The 21,440-nt window shown below is 48.0% G+C and carries 17 protein-coding genes, 1 tRNA gene and 1 pseudogene; 17 read left to right on the forward strand and 2 right to left on the reverse strand.

Annotation, left to right across the window (positions count from 1 at the left end):
- The first annotated feature begins 55 nt into the window (after positions 1–55).
- The 6 genes and pseudogenes from FZ040_RS10755 to FZ040_RS10780 all read left to right on the forward strand — a co-directional run bounded on the left by FZ040_RS10755 (position 56) and on the right by FZ040_RS10780 (position 5,363).
- A tRNA-Pro gene (locus FZ040_RS10755) sits at positions 56–132 on the forward strand.
- Positions 133–281: 149 nt separating this feature from the next.
- A pseudogene (gene bla, locus FZ040_RS10760) lies at positions 282–881 on the forward strand (class A beta-lactamase); the annotation flags it as partial.
- Positions 882–1,143: 262 nt separating this feature from the next.
- Complete coding sequence (locus FZ040_RS10765) at positions 1,144–1,500, forward strand: cupin domain-containing protein (protein ID WP_149171977.1); 357 nt, start codon at positions 1,144–1,146, stop codon at positions 1,498–1,500.
- A gap of 218 nt (positions 1,501–1,718) precedes the next feature.
- The gene (gene blaACI / locus FZ040_RS10770) at positions 1,719–2,573 is read left to right on the forward strand and encodes an ACI family class A beta-lactamase (RefSeq protein ID WP_149171978.1); all 855 of its coding nucleotides are present in this window, start codon (positions 1,719–1,721) and stop codon (positions 2,571–2,573) included.
- Between the two features lie 494 nt (positions 2,574–3,067).
- Positions 3,068–3,793, forward strand: coding sequence for a J domain-containing protein (locus FZ040_RS10775; protein WP_222930961.1), 726 nt, complete (start codon positions 3,068–3,070; stop codon positions 3,791–3,793).
- A 13-nt stretch (positions 3,794–3,806) separates the two neighbouring features.
- Positions 3,807–5,363, forward strand: a complete 1,557-nt coding sequence (locus FZ040_RS10780; RefSeq protein ID WP_149171979.1) for an ABC-F family ATP-binding cassette domain-containing protein — start codon at positions 3,807–3,809, stop codon at positions 5,361–5,363.
- A gap of 67 nt (positions 5,364–5,430) precedes the next feature.
- Here the strand turns inward: FZ040_RS10780 and FZ040_RS10785 are convergent, their stop codons facing one another.
- The gene (locus FZ040_RS10785) at positions 5,431–6,279 is read right to left on the reverse strand and encodes an AraC family transcriptional regulator (RefSeq protein ID WP_149171980.1); all 849 of its coding nucleotides are present in this window, start codon (positions 6,277–6,279) and stop codon (positions 5,431–5,433) included.
- A 257-nt stretch (positions 6,280–6,536) separates the two neighbouring features.
- Here FZ040_RS10785 and FZ040_RS10790 point away from each other — a divergent pair, with 257 nt between their 5' ends.
- From FZ040_RS10790 to FZ040_RS10800, 3 genes are all read left to right on the forward strand, one after another.
- Positions 6,537–7,904, forward strand: coding sequence for an MFS transporter (locus FZ040_RS10790; protein ID WP_149171981.1), 1,368 nt, complete (start codon positions 6,537–6,539; stop codon positions 7,902–7,904).
- 90 nt (positions 7,905–7,994) lie between these two features.
- Positions 7,995–10,910: a metallophosphoesterase gene (locus tag FZ040_RS10795; protein WP_255448853.1), complete on the forward strand. Its 2,916-nt coding sequence runs from the start codon at positions 7,995–7,997 to the stop codon at positions 10,908–10,910.
- A gap of 443 nt (positions 10,911–11,353) precedes the next feature.
- Entirely contained in the window at positions 11,354–13,270 is a 1,917-nt protein-coding gene (locus tag FZ040_RS10800) for a protein-tyrosine phosphatase family protein (protein ID WP_255448854.1), read from the forward strand.
- Positions 13,271–13,419: 149 nt separating this feature from the next.
- On the opposite strand, the gene FZ040_RS10805 is transcribed toward FZ040_RS10800, so the two are convergent.
- A complete protein-coding gene (locus FZ040_RS10805; protein WP_149171982.1) occupies positions 13,420–13,965 on the reverse strand; it encodes an NADH peroxidase in 546 nt (181 codons plus the stop codon).
- Positions 13,966–14,272: 307 nt separating this feature from the next.
- Here FZ040_RS10805 and tsaE point away from each other — a divergent pair, with 307 nt between their 5' ends.
- The 8 genes from tsaE to groL all read left to right on the forward strand — a co-directional run bounded on the left by tsaE (position 14,273) and on the right by groL (position 21,273).
- Positions 14,273–14,755, forward strand: a complete 483-nt coding sequence (gene tsaE / locus FZ040_RS10810) for a tRNA (adenosine(37)-N6)-threonylcarbamoyltransferase complex ATPase subunit type 1 TsaE (protein ID WP_149171983.1) — start codon at positions 14,273–14,275, stop codon at positions 14,753–14,755.
- Positions 14,736–15,470 carry a tRNA (adenosine(37)-N6)-threonylcarbamoyltransferase complex dimerization subunit type 1 TsaB gene (gene tsaB, locus FZ040_RS10815; RefSeq protein ID WP_149171984.1) on the forward strand — a complete coding sequence of 245 codons (735 nt, stop codon included), beginning with the start codon at positions 14,736–14,738 and terminating at the stop codon, positions 15,468–15,470. Before tsaE ends, tsaB begins: the two co-directional genes overlap by 20 nt.
- On the forward strand, positions 15,470–15,922 hold the full coding sequence (gene rimI, locus FZ040_RS10820; protein WP_149171985.1) for a ribosomal protein S18-alanine N-acetyltransferase: 453 nt from the start codon (positions 15,470–15,472) through the stop codon (positions 15,920–15,922). Before tsaB ends, rimI begins: the two co-directional genes overlap by 1 nt.
- A 15-nt stretch (positions 15,923–15,937) precedes the next feature.
- Positions 15,938–16,978 carry a tRNA (adenosine(37)-N6)-threonylcarbamoyltransferase complex transferase subunit TsaD gene (gene tsaD / locus FZ040_RS10825; protein ID WP_149171986.1) on the forward strand — a complete coding sequence of 347 codons (1,041 nt, stop codon included), beginning with the start codon at positions 15,938–15,940 and terminating at the stop codon, positions 16,976–16,978.
- 116 nt (positions 16,979–17,094) lie between these two features.
- Complete coding sequence (locus FZ040_RS10830; protein WP_149171987.1) at positions 17,095–18,552, forward strand: sensor histidine kinase; 1,458 nt, start codon at positions 17,095–17,097, stop codon at positions 18,550–18,552.
- A gap of 5 nt (positions 18,553–18,557) precedes the next feature.
- Entirely contained in the window at positions 18,558–19,145 is a 588-nt protein-coding gene (locus tag FZ040_RS10835; protein ID WP_149171988.1) for an ANTAR domain-containing response regulator, read from the forward strand.
- A gap of 187 nt (positions 19,146–19,332) precedes the next feature.
- Positions 19,333–19,614 carry a co-chaperone GroES gene (gene groES, locus FZ040_RS10840; RefSeq protein WP_149171989.1) on the forward strand — a complete coding sequence of 94 codons (282 nt, stop codon included), beginning with the start codon at positions 19,333–19,335 and terminating at the stop codon, positions 19,612–19,614.
- Between the two features lie 33 nt (positions 19,615–19,647).
- Positions 19,648–21,273: a chaperonin GroEL gene (gene groL / locus FZ040_RS10845; RefSeq protein ID WP_149171990.1), complete on the forward strand. Its 1,626-nt coding sequence runs from the start codon at positions 19,648–19,650 to the stop codon at positions 21,271–21,273.
- The last annotated feature ends 167 nt before the right edge of the window (positions 21,274–21,440 follow it).

The following is a 21,440-nucleotide window of genomic DNA, read 5'->3' on the forward strand; positions in this document are numbered from 1 at the left end:
AATGCGAGGATAAGCCTTTACAAATAAAACAAAATACCGTATAATATATTTTGTTCGGGACGTAGCGCAGTTTGGTAGCGCGCTTCCTTGGGGTGGAAGAGGTCGTGGGTTCAAATCCCGTCGTTCCGACCATTTCTTTAATAATAAGGCTTGAGAGTCGTTCATGTAGTAAATGAATGACTCTCTTTTTTTATGTCTTGAAATAATATTTCCAACAGGCAAGGCTAAGGGGGGCATGGCGTTAAGGACTTCTTTGGGGGATCCTTAGTGTTTAGCTCATTTCCTACTGCTCGACGCACAAAGTTTTTACGGCTGCAGAATTGCTAAGACTAAAAAATACCTCCGATTTGAATGAAATTCGTAAGTTTTCGGCGGAAGATATTTTGTCCTACGCGCCAATCACCAAAGACTATGTTGCTGATGGCATGACGCTGGCGGAAATTTGTTCGGCATCGATCAGGTGGAGTGACAACACGGCGGCAAATTTAATTTTGCAGGAGATCGGCGGCGTGGAAAATTTCAAGGTGGCACTAAAAAATATTGGCGACAAAACTACCAAACCTGCGCGAAATGAACCTGAACTTAATCTTTTCAATCCGAAAGATAATCGTGATACTAGCACGCCGAGACAGATGGTAAAAAATTTGCAAGTCTATATATTCGGCGATATTTTGAGCGACGACAAGAAAAAACTGCTGATTGATTGGATGAGCGACAATTCTATAACCGACACGCTTATCAAGGCAGAAACTCCGCAAGGTTGGAAAGTTATCGACAAGAGCGGTTCAGGCGATTATGGGGCGCGGAATGATATTGCCGTGATTTATCCGCCCAATCGCAACCCCATTGTCATGGCGATAATGTCGCGCCGTTCAACAAAAATGGGCTATGGGAAAAAACTTCAACAAGGACATTAAATGTGATATAATTTTGGGGTGTAGAGTGACTGCATCTTTGATTGTATGAAGTGAGGTATTAGTAATGGCAATAAGAGTACTGATTGCTGATGATCACGCTCTATTGAGCCAATACGACCCGCTGAATTTGGCGGGTCGTTCAACTTAACATTACAACAAATTAATGTTACTATCTCATTGCAATCAAGTTAGTTACAACGAAAAAGCATTTTAGGAGGAAAACAAAATGAAAAATTTCAACAAAACTAATGTAGTAAATGATGCAAGAACCGAATTACACGACACTTTACAGCTTACCGGTGCTGAAATCAGCGTAAATAACCTTCCAGCCGGGGCCAGCAATCCTTTTGTTCACTATCACAAAAAGAATGAAGAAATCTACTTTATCACCAACGGCAAGGGTAAGGCCGTAATAGACGGTGAAGCTGTTGAACTGACAGCCGGTGACTGGCTTCGTATCTCCCCTGCTGGCCGCCGTCAGTTTTTTGCGGCTGCTGATGAAGGTATCAGCTATGTTTGCATTCAGGTTAGGGAGAATTCCTTGGAGGAATATACCCTTGATGATGGTGCCATTGAAAAATAAGCTCAATTGATAATAAGATTCATTGTAATAACATGATTTACAATGAGTCTTTTGTTTTAAGGAGAATTATTATGCAGTTTTCATTTCGCATGCCAGTGGCAGTACAAATATTGTTGTGTATCGCCAAATTTGATGGTGTCTTCAAAACCACCTCTACCTTTCTGCCAATACGACCCGCTGAATTTGGCGGGTCGTTCAACAGATAGTAGGAGGTTATTATGAAGAAATTTTGTTTTTTGTTTTTGATAATCTGTGGCTTGATGGTTTTCTGTCTTCAGGATTGTCAAGCGCGGCAGAAATTAAATCTTGCTGATCTGGAAAATAAATATAACGCCGTGATTGGTGTTTACGCCGTTGACATGGAGAATGGAAAAAAAATTTGCTACAAACCTGATACGCGTTTTTCCTACTGCTCGACGCACAAAGTTTTTACGGCTGCAGAATTGCTAAGACAAAAAAATACCTCCGATTTGAATGAAATTCGTAAGTTTTCGGCGGAAGATATTTTGTCCTACGCGCCAATCACCAAAGACCATGTTGCTGATGGCATGACGCTGGCGGAAATTTGTTCGGCATCGATCAGGTGGAGTGACAACACGGCGGCAAATTTAATTTTGCAGGAGATCGGCGGCGTGGAAAATTTCAAGGTGGCACTAAAAAATATTGGCGACAAAACTACCAAACCTGCGCGAAATGAACCTGAACTTAATCTTTTCGATCCAAAAGATAATCGTGATACTAGCACGCCGAGACAGATGGTAAAAAATTTGCAAGTCTATATATTCGGCGATATTTTGAGCGACGACAAGAAAAAACTGCTGATTGATTGGATGAGCGACAATTCCATAACCGACACGCTTATCAAGGCAGAAACTCCGCAAGGTTGGAAAGTTATCGACAAGAGCGGTTCAGGCGATTATGGGGCGCGGAATGATATTGCCGTGATTTATCCGCCCAATCGCAACCCCATTGTCATGGCGATAATGTCGCGCCGCACGGAAAAAAATGCAAAATTTGACGACGCTATGATTGCGGAGGCGGCAAAACGAATTTTTGATAATTTAGTATTTTAAAGGGGCTTGATAGCATCGGTATTGCCGATGGGCAGAGAGGGCCATCACGCAAAAATATTTCGCTAGGCCGTCAAAGAAAAATCTGCAACAGGGTCGCTATGACGAATCGCTCATTCATTATGTGAAATAGGTGCTGATGACTTACCGAAGGGGGCAAATGTGCCCCCTTCTCTTTTTGCCGAATCCCTGTCCTATGCGGATCAGTACTAGGGATGTATCGTTAGATTGTATCAGAATGATTGGTAAAGGGAGTTCTTTCTGACCGTATTGCGCTCTATAATACCTTCATTGTCGCTTAGATTTATGATACAATGGAGACGTTATACAACAATGATATTTAGAATCGGATTGAAGACTACCACTTTTTAATCATAAATAATGGGGCTCAAGGCTTAAAGCAACTTTGGGAAGAAAGAGGTTGTGGGGGAAGTCCCGTTGTTCCGACCATTATATGATATTAAAAGTGATGATTAACGCAGGATGAGGTGATACCGGTGATTAAGGATTACTATGAGCTGTTGCAGGTTCATCCGAAAGCGTCAGCGGATATTATAAAGAAAGCCTATCAGACTTTGGCGAAAAAATATCATCCGGATTTATCGAAGCTGCCGCCTGAAGAGGCCAGCCGTCATATGAGTGAGTTAAATGAGGCTTACCGGATTTTGTCGGATCCGTCAGCCCGCAGAGCGTATGATGAGGCAAGACGGCAGGAACAACACCAGGTGCGGGAACTGCCACGGGAACAACAGGCGGTTCATCAAGATAAAATTCCGCCACGGTCTGCCCGCCGTCACCATAGTCACAAACAGGAAACGGCGAAGGTTCATGACTTAGCGGGCCGTAAGCTGAAGCTTATTCTTATCGCCGTAATCGTTCTCCTGCTGGGGGGGATGATATGGTTCCTCTTTGCCGGTGATGAAGATGGCGAAGTCCATTATAAGAGCTTAAAGGGAAATCCATCGGTAGAGGAGCGCCCGCGGGAAAATAGCAGACCTGCCCCAGCCCCATCGTATGATTCCAATGAGGAGAAACTTCATCCGGGAAATCCGAACCGGAATGGTAATGTGTCTGGTGGAACGGTCGAGGTCGATGGAAAAGGAACAGTTCCCGCTGGTGGCACAGATCAGAACGCGAAAGCGGAAGATACAGAGAAACCAAAGACAGAGCGAAATGACTCGGTCGGCGGTGGTGGAACAGTTCCGGGGTTAGAACAACTTTGAAAGGAAGTAATATATGAGCATATTAAACGTATCCCATTTATCCCATAGCTATGGAGGCCGTGAGATTTTTGAGGACGTTAGTTTTCGTCTGCTGAAGGGCGAACATGTTGCCTTGGTTGGTGCCAATGGTGAGGGAAAATCAACGTTTTTGTCCATCATCACCGGCCAGCTTACGCCGGATGCCGGTACGATTGAATGGGCAAAGCGCGTTAAGGTAGGTTATCTGGACCAGCACGCGGTACTGAAAGCTGGGATGACGATTCGCGATACCCTCCGGACGGCTTTTGAAGATATGGTACAGGCGGAGCAGGAAATGCTGGCTGCTTATGACAAGATGGGGGACGCGACGCCGGAAGAGGTCGATAAGCTCATGAAGGATGTTGGCGATATCCAGGACATGTTGGAAGCTGGCAGTTACTACACGCTTGATGCGCGGATCGAGGAAGTTGCTGCAGGCCTCGGCCTTCGCGACATTGGCCTTGACCGTACCGTTGATGAGCTCTCGGGTGGCCAGCGTACCAAGGTATTGCTCACCAAGCTTTTGCTGCAGAATCCAGAAATCTTGATTCTCGATGAGCCGACGAATTATCTGGATGTGGAACATATCAACTGGCTGACGAACTATCTGCAGAATTACGAGAATGCCTTCATTCTCGTCTCGCATGATGTGCCGTTCCTCAATGCAGTTACCAATGTAATCTATCATGTGGATAATTTAAGTCTGGACCGCTATACGGGAAGCTATGAAAAATTTGAGGAAATGGCTGCGCTGAAACGCCGTCAGGAAGAAGCTGCGTATGAGCGCCAGCAGGCAGAAATCAAAAAAGAGCAGGATTTTATCCAGCGCAACAAGGCGCGGGTCGCTACCCGCGGTATGGCAAACAGCCGTCAAAAGCGCCTCGACAAAATGGAAGTCTTGACAAAACGTCAGGAGAAACCGAAACCGCATTTTCACTTTCAATCAGATCGTACGCCGTCGCGGTTTGTCATCGAGGGCAAGCGGCTGGTTCTGGGGTATGATACGCCGCTCACCAATCCCGTTGACATCCGCGTGGAGCGCAACAAGAAAATTGCGATTCGGGGGACAAACGGCTTAGGTAAATCCACGTTGCTCAAAACCATGTTGGGGATGATTCCCGCTATTTCTGGCAATGTGGAACTGGGCGAGTTCGTTTCGGTTGGCTATTTTGAGCAGGAAAGCGCTTCGGGGAATCCGAACACGGCTTTGGAAGAGCTATGGCAGGAATATCCGGGTATGAGCAATTTTGAGGTCCGGGCGGCGTTGGCTTCATGCGGCCTGACCAATGAGCATATCACCACGAAGATGATGGCACTATCGGGTGGTGAAGCGGCGAAAGTACGTCTCTGTAAAATCATGCAGAAGCCAGTCAATCTGCTGGTACTCGACGAGCCTACGAATCATTTGGATGTAGAGGCCAAAAAAGAACTCAAGCGGGCAATCAAAGAGTATAAGGGAACAGTTCTGCTGGTTTCCCATGAACCGGATTTTTATGAGGATATCGTGGATTCGGTTTGGAATATTGAAAACTGGTCAACCAAGATTATTTAACCGCAGAGAAAAAATGAGCCAAAAAGAAGGTGGACAAAATGCAAACGCATTTTGTCCACCTTCTTTTTTATGTCTGCTTCCAAGTATTGCGGTATTTTCCAGGTGGCATACCAACCAATTTGTTGAAGACAGATTGAAAGTAGTTGGAATTATTATAGCCGCATTGCATGGCTATCGTGGTAATGCTTTGTTTCGTGGAGAGCAACAGATTCTGGGCTTCAGAGATACGCAATTGGGTAATGTATTGCATGGGAGAACATCCCGTGCATTCCTTGAAAATATGTGACAGATAGTAAGGGCTGATGTGTAAGTTCTGCGCAATTTGAGACAGGGAAAGTTCTTCTAGATAGTGACTGTCCAGATAGGTCTTGATATGCTGTCCTAAGGTATAGGCAGAATCGTGATTAGCAACGACAGTGTGATTATATTGTTCTAATATCAGCAGTATAAGCGCCTGGGCTAGATGATTGCATGCTTCTTGATGAAGTTGAGAAGGGAGACTGATAATTACTTTCTTTATCTGCTGAAGGAGCTGGGCGATCAATGGATAAGCGTGCCCTGCGTGGATGATGGGGATGGCTTCTGAGGGAAGAAAATGTCCCTGAGGCAAACCTTTAAGCTGCAGGTGCTTAAAACCCAGCGATGAGGTCTGTGTGGCGGTGCCATTTTGGGGCGAAAAGGAATGCAGGCAGCCCTGACTGATGAGGACAATATCGCCCCTGCTTACCGGATGGGAAGTGTTGTGGATGGTGCAAGTGCCGCTGCCCTTCATAATAAAGAGAATTTCTGCCTGGCCACAACAATCTGCAGGCAGTGGCAGCGTATCGGAGGATAGGAAGCGGAGATAAGACAGTTGTACCTTTTGTTCTGAGGGAAATATTGGATTCGTCGCAGGATTAAAAGTAAGTATTGACATAAAATCGCCCTTTTCTAATGATAGCAAGAATATGTAATATGAATAAAAACAAAGCAAAATAATGGAGAATAAGCAGAAATAATTGTAATATAATAATCATCAAAGGATGGTTGATGGTTATGTTATGGTTGAGTAGGACATCATTTACTCAAAACTTACCTAATCATTATACTAAAAAAACACCATAAAAGCCAGTATTTTCAGAAAAGAATAAGAATTACTGGCGGAATCATTTATTAAAAAAGGAGAGTGTGCTTATGTTTAAATGGTTTCTGACCAATCCGGATAAGCCAAGGATTCATGATGAGGAACTGGTTAAGAAAATGTATCATTCGGCCAGGCTTCAAGCTGTCACAGCGATGATTCTGGGTTATGGCATGTACTATGTGATGAGGATGACACTGGGCGTGGCTAAAAAACCGATGATTGAAGAGGGATTTACCCCTACGGAATTAGGTGCCATGGGAGCAGGTATGATGGTAGCCATCGCCATTGGTAAATGTGCCAACGGCTTTATTGCGGACCATTGTAATATCAAGAAAATCGTTCCTTTAGGACTGCTGGGGGCGGCTATCGTCAATGCTATTTTGGGCTTTAGCAATGCCTATTGGGTATTCTTGGCGCTGTGGATTGTCAATGGTGTCTTCCAGTCCATGGGTTCAGCGCCCTGTATTGTATCTTTGGCTCAATGGTTTTCCAAGAGTCAGCTGGCAACCTATTATGGGGTGTTCAGTATTGCCCATTATGTAGGCGAAGGTGCTACTTATTTGGGAACGGCCATGATAATCGTAGCTTTTGGATGGCATGCAGCATTCTTTCTTCCCGGGGTAGCCTGCATCGTGTTGGCTTTCATCATGTACCGCTTTATGCGTGATCGGCCAGAGTCTTATGGTTTGCCCTCTGCCAACGAATTCGAAGGTGAGATTGTTCAGGAACAGAAGGAACAGGAAGTTTCAACGAAAGAAGCCCAGATGATGGTTATCAAAAACCCTTATGTTTGGCTTTTGGCAGCGGCGGCAATCTGTCTGGGGATTTCGCGGTATTCCATCAGCAGCTGGGGCGTCATTTTCTTGCAGGAAGCTAAGGGATTGGACCTGGTTACAGCGGGGAGTATTATGTCCTTGTCGCCGATTTTGGGTGGGGTAGGTTCTTTCTTTTCGGGAATCATATCGGATAAGATTTTTAAATCGCGCCATTCTGTCACTACGATAGTGTTTGGCTTGGTTATGCTGGCAGGGATTATTGGTGTTTGCTTTGTACCTGCCGGAAATACTACGTTAGCCGCAGTTTGTATCGCTGTATTTGGTTTTGGTTTGGGGGTCATTCTTTGCTTTGTCGGTGGACTGCTGGCTGTTGACCTTTGCCCGCGTAAAGCAACAGGTGCAGCTATGGGAGTTATTGGCCTATTGGCTTATGGTGGTGCTGCTTTGCAGGATATTGTAAACGGCATGTTGATGGATTCTGCTAAGGTAGTGGTAGATGGTGTTACCACTTATCAGTTCGGTACGATCACCACTTTTTGGATTGGTTCGGTAGTGTTGATGACATTACTCATCGTACCTACCTTGTGGGCCAAAAAGAACAGGAGTGAGGAGGCACATGAAACGCATCACGCGGCAGCTTAAGGCAGGATTTTGGACAGCGGCCGAGAAGGATTAAGAAGATTTATGCACAAGGCAGCTATGCCAAGGCCAAAGTAATGGAGGCAGATAATTATGGAGCAGCAGATGAAGATAAGCAATGGCCCCTATCTATTGGGGCTGGCCGCAACGCATGTTTTGCTGGCTTGGGAAACAGAAAGACCGGGGAATTACACGGTATATTATGACAGCAAAATTGGGGAGAGAAAGGTCTCGGCAGTATTTGAACGGGAACCGTCATATCGGGAAAATGCCGATGGGGGGTGTCTATATACGGCGAAGCTCACAGACCTATCTCCGGAAACTAAAGTCAGTTATCGGATTTGTTATCAGGAGCAGATTCTTTCCCAGGGGAGTTTCTGCTCGTTAGCTGATTCCCCCCAGGCACTGCATATCATTACCTTATCGGATTCGCATTTGTTTAATGCGGCATCGCAGTTTGCAGATGCTGTCAGACGGGAAAAACCGGACTTTATCATCCATGGAGGAGATATTCCTCCGGGAACTGGCTATCAGCATGAGCACTATGCTCGTCACTGGTTCCAGAAAATTCCCGATATCCTTCGGGAAGTGCCCGTTTGTTATATTCCTGGCAATCACGACGATGGTCCTTTTTTCGATAGTTTCTTCGCTAGGCCCCAGTCTAAAATACTGCATGCGATGCCAGATGGACGTGTTTTTTCCTTTGCGGTAGGGCCGGCGTTCTTCCTGTTTGCCGATAGCAATCCCTGGGGGTTGTTGGAGATGAATGCGGTTAATTCCGGTGTGCAGCTGCCGGAGAAGGAGCATCGGCATATAGCGGAAATACTTGCCTGGATAGAGGATGAGTTGCAAAGCAGCCAGGCGCGTAATGCTAAGTGGCGGATATTGGTGGCGCATCATCCCTATACCGATGCCTTTAATAATAAATATTTGGTGCCTTTAGCAGAGAGGTGTGGGGTCGAATTGGTAATCGGCGGCCATTTGCATTATTATGTGAAAGCCATTTCCAGTGATCCTGCAATTGGCGCCAAGACAGTCTATGTTTGCCAGGGGAGTGCTCAGGACCCAGAAGTTCAGTTGACGCGCAGTGATGGGGAAAGAAGGCTGTTGGAAGATTTTCCCGAAGTGACAGCGATGGGCAGGAATAACTATGGGGTCCTGGATGTTACGGCTGATGCTATCGTTTATAATCTCTATGGGTATACACCAGATGGTGGCAGTGCGTTAGTAGACTGCGTGCGCCTTGAGCAGGCACATCCACAGGTGGAATATACGGCTGCAGAATTGCGCCGCTTGGATAACAACGGGCATGTGGAGGTGCGTGTCCAGGCCTATAATCAAGGGGCTGGTGTGGCAGATGCCCGGGTGATTTTGTCAGACAACGGCGTGGAACATGTACTGAATCTTTTTGGCAGTGAGGAAAGTAGTCAGTCGGTATTGCTAGAACCTGGGGAAAAACGGCGGTTAACGGCTATATATCAAGCTCGGCAGCCAGGGGAGCATATCTTGGAGTCTGGTGGACAGAAGTTAAAGTTGCTGGTCTATGAACCCAGCCAGTTGTCCTTTGCTCACATGCGGCTGCAGGCAGGGCACGGCAGGATGGCGGATTGTGTGACAGCGGGGGTGGAGGCAACCAATAACCTTGATCATGAAATATATACCTCGATCCCCTTTTATATAAATCAGCGTTTGATGGAATCTAAGAATATTTTTTTCAGAGGCCACGAAAAAAAATATATTGAGTTCAGATATAAGTTTGATCAAGGGGGATGTTATCAAATCAGCCTGGCTGACAGACTGCCTAAGGAAGTGCGTATCGAAAAGGGAATCCGCATTATTCCCCGCGTGCTGGATAAATCTGGCTGTGGTCATATAGCGCTCATGCATGGTACCCCGAAAGTGCTGGAGCGGGGAGGGCATATGGAGGTTTGTCTGGAGCATTATGGGGATTATATCGAGGTGTTGCCAGCTCCGGATCTGTTGGCAGAGCAGGGGTTTACCGGGATGGTATGGGCTAAGGTCGAGAGATTGGCTCATGAAAATGAAATGGGACATAATCCGCTGATGGTACGAGGTAAATCAGTGGGCTGGGGCGCCACCTACTTTATGCGTATGGTAGTAGAGCGTGCCGGAGGTCTTAAATGGGGCACCTGCCATGGGATTACGGAATACTCCTGGCAAGGAGGCGAGGCCAAGGTGGGGCAATGGGCGCAATATACCATGACTTTTGACAAATCCTGCGGCGGTGATTCCTATTGTGATGGGAATCATGTAGCTCATGTGGCAGCTATTCCTGTTGAGGCGGAGCTGCGTCAATGGGGAGACGAGCCAATCTTTATTGGCTACTCCTATATTGGACATGTGATTAAGGAAATCAATCGGCCGAAATATTTCACCCACTTGCCTGGACGGATCAGTCAGGTGCGCTTTTATCGAAGAGGCTTTTCGGCAGAGGAAAACAAAGGGGTACTGGATGCTCCTTTAGAAGCTGGTCCTCAGGATAAGCAGTTAGCTTTGTGGCTGGATTTTCGTAATATTCTCAAGGTGGGAACCCATACTACGGAGTGGCGTCACCCTGCCATTTACGCTCCGGCCTTCAAGACTGAGAAGAAATATTGGCAATTCAAGCAATTGAAGGCTAGTGCGAATGTACCGTTGCAGGCGGGGATAAAGGCTGTAGTGGAGGTGTCTGATGATGGTGTTACGGTAAAGGGAGCTTTGCAGATAGCAGTTCAGGATGGTACGCATTATATGGATTTGTCATCCTTGCCGGAAGCGCAATACTTGCGCATTCGTACGGAAATGTTTGCTGAAGTGGGGGCGGAGGGCACCTTTGTACCGGAGCTGCAGGAGTATCAGGTCATTGCCACGAATGGGAACGATTTTGCCGATATGTTTTGGTCAACCCGTCCTCAGTGGGAAAAAGGAATCTTTACTGGTGCGGCTGGCTTTGCACCGGCAGATAGGTTGCGGGATTTTCCTGAATACACGGATGTTATCCACGGGTAAGGAAGAAGTAACACGCCTTCGCAGTTTATAATGCGGAGGCGTGTTTTTTAGGAATGAGCGTAAAAGCAATAATATGTACTTTTGCGTTAAGAATAGCAAAATACAAGAGGAATCAATAAGCAACAATCCTATATAATGCGTCTAAATCAAGGAAATGCTGCTTTAATATAGTAACTTAGGATGGTGATGCGTGTGGAAAAAATAAGCAAACAAGTATTGGCAGCTGGTAGTTTGTGGTGGCCGCCAGGGCAAGTGGCTGCAGCGGTCGATACGGAGGGCGTAGCTCGCAAAGGGGGGAAAGGCCCTTCTTTAACAAAAGAAGGACGTGGCTTTACCTACCTCAAATTTACGGCGAAATTTTAGGGGATAGAAAATTGTATTGAAGTTGACAAAATTTTTGATGCGAGTATAACTATAGAGGAAACGTAAGGAGATGTTATGGTATGGCAATGATTTTTAACAGAAAAACAGGTGTGTCATTTTTTGTGGCGTTGCTGGCGGCAGGAATACCGTGGACGGCATTTGCTGGCACGCAGGAGCAGCAACCAAAAGTAATTCAGGTGATGAAACAGGCCCCGGCAGCCGTAAAGAAACCATCTGCGCTGGAGTTGAAGATAGATCGGGCGGATGTGTATCAGTTGCCTAGAAATTTCCGTATGGCCACTGACGGATACAAGGGGATGACCAAATCGGGAGCCATGCCCACCAGGACAGGTCTGGAAAAGTTGCACGCTTCAGCGTCCAGTTGTTTTTCGGAGAAAGAATTGGAGGCCATACTGGCGACTGTGCCTGTAAGTGCAGATAAGTTTTACGATATTGATCTGCGTGGAGAGTCCCATGGTTATTTGGATGGCACGGCTGTAAGCTGGTATGCGGATCATGATTGGGGGAATGATGGCCGCAAGGCAGATATTATTCTGCCGCTGGAAAAGGAACAGTTAGGGGCTTTGGCTGGGCAGAAAGCTTGCCAGGTCTATCGTTTCGATGACAAGAAGAATGTGCTTTTAGACTCGGTTTTGCAGTCCTATCATCAAGTGCGTACCGAGGAAGAAATGGTACGCCAGCATGGAGCAAAGTATTTTCGCTTGACCCTTCAAGACCATTTCCGTCCGGAGGATTCGGATGTTGACCACTTTGTGGAGTTTTACAAGCAGCTGCCCAAGGATGCCTGGCTGCACTATCATTGCTATGCCGGTATGGGGCGTACAACGATTTTCTTCGTCATGCATGACATTTTGAAAAATGCCGGATCGGTGAGCTTTGATGATATCATTCAACGGCAGAAACTTATTGGCATCGTTGACCTGAGTGAGATACCTGAAAAAAAACGCAATTATGGCCGCAAGGCATATATTGAGCGGTATCAGTTTGTGGCGCATTTCTATGATTATGTTAAGGAAAACCCGAAATTAGAAGTTCCGTATAGTGTCTGGGCGAAAAAACATAAGGTCAATCTGTGGGAGCCGGATTACAGTGGGTATATCTGGCGAATCGATGCGGAAAACAGGGAAAGCCTGCCCAGAAATTTCCGTACTGCGGATGGTCCGTTCAAGCAGGATATGCCCGCAGATAAAGCGGGGAAAGGATTTACCCAGAATCCTTCCCGCCAGGGCCTTGACCGTTTAGCTATGTCCGGTAGTGCAGAATTTTCTGCTGGGGAATTTAAGGCATTGCAGCAAGCGTTAAAGACAAAAACACAAGGTCCTGTTTATGTGGTGGATTTGCGGCAAGAATCCCATGGATTGTTCAATGGCCAAGCGGTCAGTTGGTATGGCGACCGCGATTGGGGAAATGTGGGCAAGACACGGCAGGAAGTTTTACGCGATGAGAGCAAACGGATTCACCAAGCTAAGGGGAAGAGCCTTTTGCTGGCAAAATTGGATAAGAAAAAGCTGCCGGCTAATCCGCATAAGGAGAAAATAGACAAAGTCATGAGTGAGCAGCAGCTGGTGGAAGGTGCTGGCTGGCATTATTTGCGTCTCACGGATACGGATCATGTATGGCCGGCGGCTGCAAAAATTGAGAAGTTTATTGCGTTTACTCAGTCACTGCCCCAGGATGCTTGGCTGCATTTTCATTGCCAGGCGGGGAAAGGCAGGACCACGGCTTATATGGCTATGTATGATATGATGAAAAATCCTGAGGTACCCTTGCGTGATATTCTTTCCCGGCAGTATCTGCTGGGAGGCGCTTATGTGGCTTATGAATCAGCCAAGGCTGTGCCGGGCCAATGGAAAGCTGATTATTATCACCAAAAGGCCAGAATGATTGAGAAATTCTATCGTTATGTGCAGGCTGCCCATAACGATGGTTTTTCCTTAAAGTGGTCACAGTGGTTGCGGGAACATGAGGATATCTGATCGTGGTATATTAATTGTCCTAAAAGTGCTGTGCACTCTTTTTAGGGATCTTCCCTAAAAGGGGCATAAAAAGGTGCGGCAAAATACGAAAGTATTTTGCCGCACCTCTTTTATATTATGTTGAATTGGAAGCGTAAGATAGATGGGGGTTATTCGCCAAAGTAACGGTCAAACAAGCCTTTGAAGCCGCGGCCGTGCCGAGCTTCGTCTTTGGCCATTTCATGAACCGTATCATGAACAGCATCAAGATTCAGCTGTTTTGCGAGCGTAGCAAGTTCTTTCTTGCCTGCGCAAGCACCATGCTCGGCATCAATACGCATAGCAAGGTTTTTCTTGGTGCTGTTGGTCAGTACTTCACCGAGAAGTTCGGCAAATTTGGCTGCATGCTCAGCTTCTTCCCAAGCATAGCGTTTGTAAGCCTCGGCAACTTCCGGATAACCTTCGCGATCAGCCTGACGTGCCATGGCGAGATACATGCCGACTTCGGAGCACTCGCCTGTGAAGTTCTGGCGAAGACCTTCGATAATGCGCGGGTCAACGTCTTTGGCCGTTCCGACGTGGTGCTCATCCGCGTAGGTCATTTCACCGCTCTGCTCGACGAATTTGTCAGCTGGAGCTTTGCAGATTGGGCATACTGCCGGAGCCTGCTCGCCCTCGTAAACATAACCACAGACCGTGCATACAAATTTTTTCATAATGATAACCCTCCTGTATAAACACATGAACCAATAATTATTTATTCTTGGTGCTATTTGATTGGTACGCTTTTATTATAGGCTATCTGCTATAAAATAGAAATAGTCAAATATCGTCAAAATTTGAGTTTATATGGATAAAACTTAAAAATTCTCAACGATGCTCTATATAACACAGTTTTTAAAATGAAATATCAATTAATAATTATTATCCATTATGTGATTTGGCAGCAATGCAGCTTCGTGCTATAATAGGAGATTGAATGATGTTTTTTAAACACTATGTATATAGGAGAGTAAATAACGAATGTTTACCTGTATGACAAGTTCTCCCGAAGAAACTGTACACCTAGCCGAGCTGGTGGGGCAAAAAATCCGGGAGGGAACCGTGCTTTGCCTGGAGGGCGACCTGGGAGCTGGGAAGACGCTGTTTGTCCAGAGTCTTGCGCATACCTTGGGCGTCGAGGGAGAAGTGACAAGTCCGACGTTCAATCTGATGAATGTATATGAAGGGATTTGCCGCATCTACCATTTTGACCTTTACCGGCTGGAAACGGAAGAAGAGTTAGAGGATATTGGTTTCTATGAATACACGGAGGAACCAGAGGGAATTGTTGTAATCGAGTGGCCGGACAAATTTCCAGAATCACTGCCGGAGGATTATGTGAAAATCTCGATTGAGCGGACGGGGGAGACTGAGAACAGCCGCCGCTTTATGTTCTCTTGTGCAGGCGAGAAATATCAGGAATTCATAAAGGAGTTGGAAACATTTGTCCATACTAGCCATTGATACCTCGACACAAGTATCGAGTGTGGCGGTTGCTTCAAAGGAACGGTTGTCGGCTGAGCTTACCATGCAGGCGAAACTCACTCACTCGGAAACTTTGATGCCCCATATTGAACAGGTGCTCAAAATGGCATCGGTTGCGAAAGACAAATTAGAAGGAATTGCTGTCAGCATAGGCCCGGGTTCTTTTACTGGGCTGCGGATTGGCTTGGCGGCAGCCAAGGCAATGGCCTACGCGTTGGATTTGCCGTTAGTAGGCGTATCGACGTTGAAAGCATTGGCGTATCATTATCCGGTTCAGGGTGTGCGCCTGGTATGCCTTTTGGATGCCCAGAAGGGCAATGCCTATGTCGAGACATATCGTTGGGAACACGGCCAGCTGAAAGTCGTTGATGATGTCCAGGTCGCTAAGATTGCGGATGTGGTTGACTGGTGTGCCCGCATGGAAGAACCGGTAGTATTGCTGGGGGATGCCGTGCAGAAAAAAGTCGTTGGCAAGATAGATCTTCCACAAAATGTTACCGCGGCTCCGGCGCATCTCATGATGCCGCGGGCGGCGTGTGTCGCTATGCTGGGCCTCGAAGAGCTGGCTGCTGGCCGGAACGATAATATCATGGCACTTGAGCCGGTTTACATCCGCCGCAGTGAAGCCGAGGTCCTTTGGGAGAAACGGCATCCGGAAGAAGCAAAGAAAACTCTTCCCACGGAGGAAATGTGATGGGGTTAGAATCGCTGAGCTTCCGTGAAATGGCGCCGGAAGATGCTGATGCAGTAGAGATTGTAGAAAAAGCCTGTTTTGCGATTCCCTGGTCACGGGAGTCCTTTTGGAAAGAAGCAGCCAACGAAAATACTGTTTACCTGCTGGCACTGGATGGTGAGCGGGTTATTGGTTATGCTGGCTGTTGGATTTCGTTTGAGGAATGCCAGATTACGAATGTGGCAATTTTGCCGGAATACCGTGGTCAGGGTATTGGCACGAAGCTCTTCGGTGCAATTATTGAGGCCGTAAAGGCCAAAGGCGTGACGGCAATGACCCTTGAGGTGCGTCCGTCCAATGCTCCGGCGCGTGCGCTTTACGCGCGTTATGGGTTTAAGGATGCTGGCCGCCGTCCGCATTATTATCAGGACGATGGTGAGGATGCAATCATCATGTGGAATACGAAACTTTGATGGATGGAGATATTTATGGCGAAGGAAAATAAAGAAGAACTGTTGACGCTGGCGATTGAGTCAAGCTGCGATGAAACATCGGCGGCTGTACTTCGTGGCGGGCGTACGATACTTTCCAATATCATATCGACGCAGATTCCCGTTCATCAGAAGTTTGGTGGTGTGGTGCCGGAGATTGCTTCCCGAAAGCATATTGTAAATATCATGCCGGTTATCGACGAGTGCCTGCGGGAAGCGCAGGTAAAGCTTTCGGAGATTGACCAGGTGGCGGTCACGTATGGACCAGGCTTGGTTGGTGCTCTGCTGGTGGGCGTATCGGCGGCTAAGTCGCTGGCGTTTTCCCTGGGCGTACCGCTTATCGGGGTAAATCATCTCGAAGGCCATATCTTTGCCAATTTCCTTTCGGCCCCGGAACTTGAGCCGCCCTTTATGGCTTTAGTGGTATCTGGCGGTCATACGGCGCTGGTTGATGTGCGTGGCTACAATAACTTCCATATGATGGGACAGACGCGTGATGATGCGGCTGGCGAGGCGTTTGATAAAATCGCTCGCGTCATGGGACTTCCTTATCCGGGCGGGCCGCGCATTGATGCGCTGGCAAAAGAGGGCAACCCGCTCGCGATTGATTTCCCGCAGGCCTTGACGGAGAAGGGAAATTATGAATTCAGCTTCAGCGGCTTGAAATCGGCTGTTCTCAACTATATCAACAGTGAGAAGATGAAGGGCCACGAACTCAATAAACCGGACATTGCGGCTTCGTTCCAGCATTCGGTTATTGAAGTGCTTGTCGGAAAGGCTTTCCAGGCTGTCGAGGAAGCTGGCCGAGATACCTTGGTGCTGGCCGGTGGTGTAGCTGCCAACAGTGGCCTTGAAGGACGCCTGCGGGAAGAAGCAGAAAAGCGCGGCGTAAGATTCTTGTATCCAAGCAAGATCCTTTGCACGGATAATGCGGCGATGATTGGCTGCCGCGGTTATTATCAGTCGCTCTCCGGGCGTTTCAGCGATTTGTATCTCAATGCAATTCCTGGATTGGGACTAGCCGATTGCGACGATTAAGTGTATAATAATAAAAGAGACTGCTCAACGATGAGATATGCGTGGGAGCAGTCTCTTTTTTTTAGGAATTTGGTATACTATAGACAGTGCGACTTTTGGATGGGAGATGATTGCGGATGGATATGGCAGAGCTGTGCCGCCAGCAGACGAATTTGACCGTAAAGCAGATTGGTTTGCTGGAACGGATGCAGATTGTGTTTCCGTTTTTGGCTGATCTGGTCCATGGCCAGTTGAAGGTTTATGTGCCGGCAAGAAAAACGGGGAGTTTGGTAATTATCGCGCAAGAGCGTCCAAGGACTATCTATATGTCAAAACGCGAGTCTGATTACGGGAAATTACAGCCTGCCATTGAAGAGCCATTGGTTCAGGATACGCTGTCAACCGGAATACCCGGCAAGGGGAAACGGGAGTGGACGTATGGCTCATTAATCGATATGTATACTTACGCGATACGCGATGGCAATCAGGTCATTGGAGTCGTGAGTTTTGAGGTAGATGGAGAAAGACTGCAGATAGATGGGTATCCTTGTATTTTGGCTACGGCAGTGGATGTGCTCAGCCATGCGCGCAAGGGGGTAGAACCTGAACAGTATCGGGCTGTTTCGGCGAGTGATGGAATTCTTATCACCGACCAGTTCAGCCGTATCGTTTTTGCTAATGCAGCCGCCCAGCGGATTTATCGGGTGCTCGGGGTTGGCAGCCTGCGGGGATGTCATCTGTTTGACCGACAGCTCACGCGTCATATCTGCCGGGAGATTATGGAACGGGAACGGCCCTGGCAGAAGGAGCTGACGGCTGGAAACCTGACTTTAATCCGGCGCCAGATTGACTTGCAGGAAGGCGGGCAGTTGGTGCGCCGCATTGTCATTTTGTCCGATGTGACTGAGGTGAGGGCCAAGGACAAGGAAATACGAATCAAGTCGGCCGTAATCCAGGAAATCCATCATCGGGTCAAAAACAATCTGCAGACGATTGCAAGTCTCCTGCGGCTGCAGGCTCGCCGCAGCCAGTCGGAAGAGGTACGGCAGGCGTTGCAGGAGAGCGTAAACCGCGTTTTATCGATTTCGGTAGTACACGAATTTCTTTCCCAGCAAGGCGAAGAAGCCATTCATGTACAGCAGGTCATGCAGCAGATATTTGATTTGGTGGGGCGCAATATGGCAGACAGCCAATTCACCATCCGCACGGAGTATAGCGGCCCCGATGTGGTGCTTCCGTCGAAATATGCCAGCTCATTGGCGCTGGTGCTCAATGAATTGGTCTTAAATGCTATGGAGCATGCCTTTGCTGGGCGGCCTTCCGGTAAAATTGGTTTGGCAGTTCAGGAAGATGGGGATTGCTGGCGTCTCGATTTGTATGATGATGGCTGCGGCCTGCCTGCGGGATTTAATCCCCGCAAGACGCGTTCGTTGGGACTTTCTATTGTCCGCACCTTGATCGAGGGCGATTTGGAAGGAAGCTTTACGCTTGAAAATGATGCACGGGGACAGGGCTATGGTACCCATGCGCGCATCAGCATACCCAAGCCGGAACGGGAAATATCTTCGGAAGTAATTCAGAGTCTGGAGGAATGACATTTATGAAAAAGAAATGCCTGCGTTTGGTGATTGCCGACAACGAATCGATTATCCGCCTGGACCTCCGGGAAATGCTGGAGGATGCTGGTCATGAGGTGGTGGGAGAAGCCATCAATGGGCGAAAAGCCGTGGAGCTTACGCGGATGCATCGGCCGGACCTGGTCATTATGGATATCAAGATGCCGGAGATGGATGGCATCACGGCTGCTCGCAAGATTTCGGAGGAGAAACTGGCACCGGTGCTTTTGCTGACGGCTTTCAGCCAGTCGGATATTGTGGAGAAGGCAAAAGACTCTGGTGTGCTGGGATATTTGGTGAAGCCGGTAAGGGAAAGCAATCTCTTTCCTGCTATTGAGATTGCCCTTTCCCGTTGGGAAGAGATGCAGGGGATGGAAGAGGAGCTCGGCAAGCTCAAGGATTCGCTGGAAACGCGGAAAACTGTGGACCGGGCCAAGGGGATTCTGATGGCAGCGCATAAGCTCAGCGAACAGGAGGCCTATCGTCGGATTCAGCGCTATGCTATGACGAAGCGCCTCAGTATTAAGGAAGTAGCCGAAGCCATTGTGCGGGCGGCTGGCGGCAAGGTATAAACTCATGAGTTCGTTTTGACAAGTCAGGTTGACCAGTCAAAATGAACTCTTTGTTTTTTTGACTTTTTTAGCTTTGTAACTTGACATTTTGACTAAGAAACATTATTATAAGAATTGCAGTTAGCACTCAGGTGTGACGAGTGCTAACAAGCCAACCTTGTTATTTTATTTTATAGGAGGAATACCTATGATTAAACCATTAGGCGAAAGAGTTGTTATTGAAGTTGCTGAGGGCGATGTAAAGACTGCCAGCGGTATCGTTCTGCCGGATACGGCCAAAGAGAAACCGCAGAAGGGCACTGTCGTTGCTGTTGGTGCAGGCAAACTGCTGGATAACGGCGAGCGCGCAGCTATGGAAGTAAAAGAAGGCGATGTCGTTGTCTTCTCGAAATATTCTGGCTCGGAAGTCAAAGTGGATGATAAAGAGTATCTGATTGTCCGCGAGAGCGACATTCTGGCTGTTATGTAATTGCAGGTAAGTGTTTCCTTGGAGGTAATATAAATGGCTAAACAGATTCTGTTTGATGAAGACGCACGCCGCGCTCTTGGCCGCGGTGTTGATGCACTGGCTAACGCTGTAAAAGTAACGCTTGGACCGAAAGGCCGCAACGTTGTTCTGCAGAAGAAATTCGGCGCACCGACGATTACGAACGATGGTGTCACGATTGCCCGCGACATTGAGCTCGAGGATCCGTTCGAGAACATGGGGGCACAGCTCGTTAAAGAAGTTGCTACGAAGACCAACGATATCGCTGGTGACGGTACGACGACGGCAACGCTCCTGGCTCAGGCTATGATTCAGGAAGGCATGCGCAATGTTGTTGCTGGTGCTAACCCGATGATCATCAAGAAGGGTATCGATACGGCTGTCAAGGCTCTCGTTGAGGAAATCAAGACGAAGGCTAAGAAGGTTGATGGCAAGGCTGATATCGCACAGGTTGCTTCCATTTCTTCCGCTAACGAAGAGACGGGCGAGCTGATTGCTGAGGCTATGGAGAAGGTCGGCAAAGACGGTGTCATCACGGTTGAGGAGTCCAAGTCCATGACTACGAACCTCTCCGTTGTTGAAGGTATGCAGTTCGACCGCGGCTACATCTCCCCGTACCTCGTAACGGATACGGACAAGATGGAAGCAATCCTTGACGATCCGTATATCCTCATCACGGACCGCAAGATTTCCGCTATCGCTGACATCCTGCCGATTCTCGAGCAGGTTGTAAAACAGGGCAAACAGCTTGCTATCATCGCTGAGGATGTTGACGGTGAAGCTCTGACGACGATTGTTGTCAACAAGCTCCGCGGCACGTTCAAAGCACTGGCTGTCAAAGCTCCGGGCTTTGGTGACCGCCGCAAGGCTATGCTCGAGGATATTGCTATCCTGACGGGTGGTAATGTCATCAGCGAGGAACTCGGCCGCAAACTCGACAGCGTAACGCTCGAAGACCTCGGCCGTGCTCGTCAGATCCGTTCCACGAAAGAGGAGACGACGATTGTCGATGGCGTAGGCGACAAGGACGCTATCGCAGCTCGTGTTGCTCAGATCAAGAAACAGATTGCTGAGACGACGTCTGACTTCGACAAAGAGAAACTCCAGGAGCGTCTGGCTAAACTCGCTGGCGGCGTAGCTGTCATCGAAATCGGCGCTGCAACGGAAGTTGAGATGAAAGACCAGAAGTACCGCATTGAGGATGCTCTCAACGCTACGCGTGCAGCTGTTGAGGAAGGTATCGTCGCAGGTGGCGGCACGACCTTCATCGACATCCTGCCGGCACTGGATAAAATCCAGGCTGAGGGCGATGAGAAAGTCGGCGTAAACATCGTTCGCCGCGCTATCGAAGAGCCGGTCCGCCAGATTGCCAACAATGCTGGTCTCGAGGGCTCGGTTGTTGTCGAGAACGTCAAGAAAGCTGGCGACGGCATCGGCTTCAACGCACTCAAGAACGAGTATGTTGACATGATCAAAGCTGGTATCGTTGACCCGGCTAAGGTTACGCGTTCCGCTCTGCAGAATGCTGCTTCGATTGCTTCCATGGTTCTCACGACGGAGACGCTCGTCGCTGACAAACCGGAAGAGAAACCGGCTGCTCCGGCAGCTGCACCGGGCATGGGTATGCCGGGCATGATGTAAGCCAAACATCATAAGGTTATGAATATAAAACGCTGCTGTGCAGGCTTGCCTGCGCAGCGGCGTTTTTTTACTATGCAGTCGGCAGCGCTGGTGAGGCAGTTTTAGAGGCTGGACGGTGGGGAGTATTGACTTATAGGGACGGATTAGTTATAATAAGCGAGCATTGA

Source organism: Pseudoselenomonas ruminis, assembly GCF_008271295.1.
In the GTDB taxonomy this organism is placed as follows: Bacteria; Bacillota; Negativicutes; order Selenomonadales; family Selenomonadaceae; genus Selenomonas_A; species Selenomonas_A ruminis.

Bases quoted from the DNA above. Each gene is read 5' to 3' on its own strand.
- FZ040_RS10780 (WP_149171979.1), top strand. From the start codon at position 3,807: ATGAGCATATTAAACGTATCCCATTTATCCCATAGCTATGGAGGCCGT.
- FZ040_RS10830 (WP_149171987.1), top strand. From the start codon at position 17,095: ATGGATATGGCAGAGCTGTGCCGCCAGCAGACGAATTTGACCGTAAAG.
- blaACI (WP_149171978.1), top strand. From the start codon at position 1,719: ATGAAGAAATTTTGTTTTTTGTTTTTGATAATCTGTGGCTTGATGGTT.
- FZ040_RS10800 (WP_255448854.1), top strand. From the start codon at position 11,354: ATGGCAATGATTTTTAACAGAAAAACAGGTGTGTCATTTTTTGTGGCG.
- FZ040_RS10805 (WP_149171982.1), bottom strand. From the start codon at position 13,965: ATGAAAAAATTTGTATGCACGGTCTGTGGTTATGTTTACGAGGGCGAG.
- groL (WP_149171990.1), top strand. From the start codon at position 19,648: ATGGCTAAACAGATTCTGTTTGATGAAGACGCACGCCGCGCTCTTGGC.
- FZ040_RS10795 (WP_255448853.1), top strand. From the start codon at position 7,995: ATGGAGCAGCAGATGAAGATAAGCAATGGCCCCTATCTATTGGGGCTG.
- FZ040_RS10790 (WP_149171981.1), top strand. From the start codon at position 6,537: ATGTTTAAATGGTTTCTGACCAATCCGGATAAGCCAAGGATTCATGAT.
- rimI (WP_149171985.1), top strand. From the start codon at position 15,470: ATGGGGTTAGAATCGCTGAGCTTCCGTGAAATGGCGCCGGAAGATGCT.
- tsaE (WP_149171983.1), top strand. From the start codon at position 14,273: ATGTTTACCTGTATGACAAGTTCTCCCGAAGAAACTGTACACCTAGCC.
- FZ040_RS10765 (WP_149171977.1), top strand. From the start codon at position 1,144: ATGAAAAATTTCAACAAAACTAATGTAGTAAATGATGCAAGAACCGAA.
- tsaD (WP_149171986.1), top strand. From the start codon at position 15,938: ATGGCGAAGGAAAATAAAGAAGAACTGTTGACGCTGGCGATTGAGTCA.
- groES (WP_149171989.1), top strand. From the start codon at position 19,333: ATGATTAAACCATTAGGCGAAAGAGTTGTTATTGAAGTTGCTGAGGGC.
- FZ040_RS10835 (WP_149171988.1), top strand. From the start codon at position 18,558: ATGAAAAAGAAATGCCTGCGTTTGGTGATTGCCGACAACGAATCGATT.
- FZ040_RS10785 (WP_149171980.1), bottom strand. From the start codon at position 6,279: ATGTCAATACTTACTTTTAATCCTGCGACGAATCCAATATTTCCCTCA.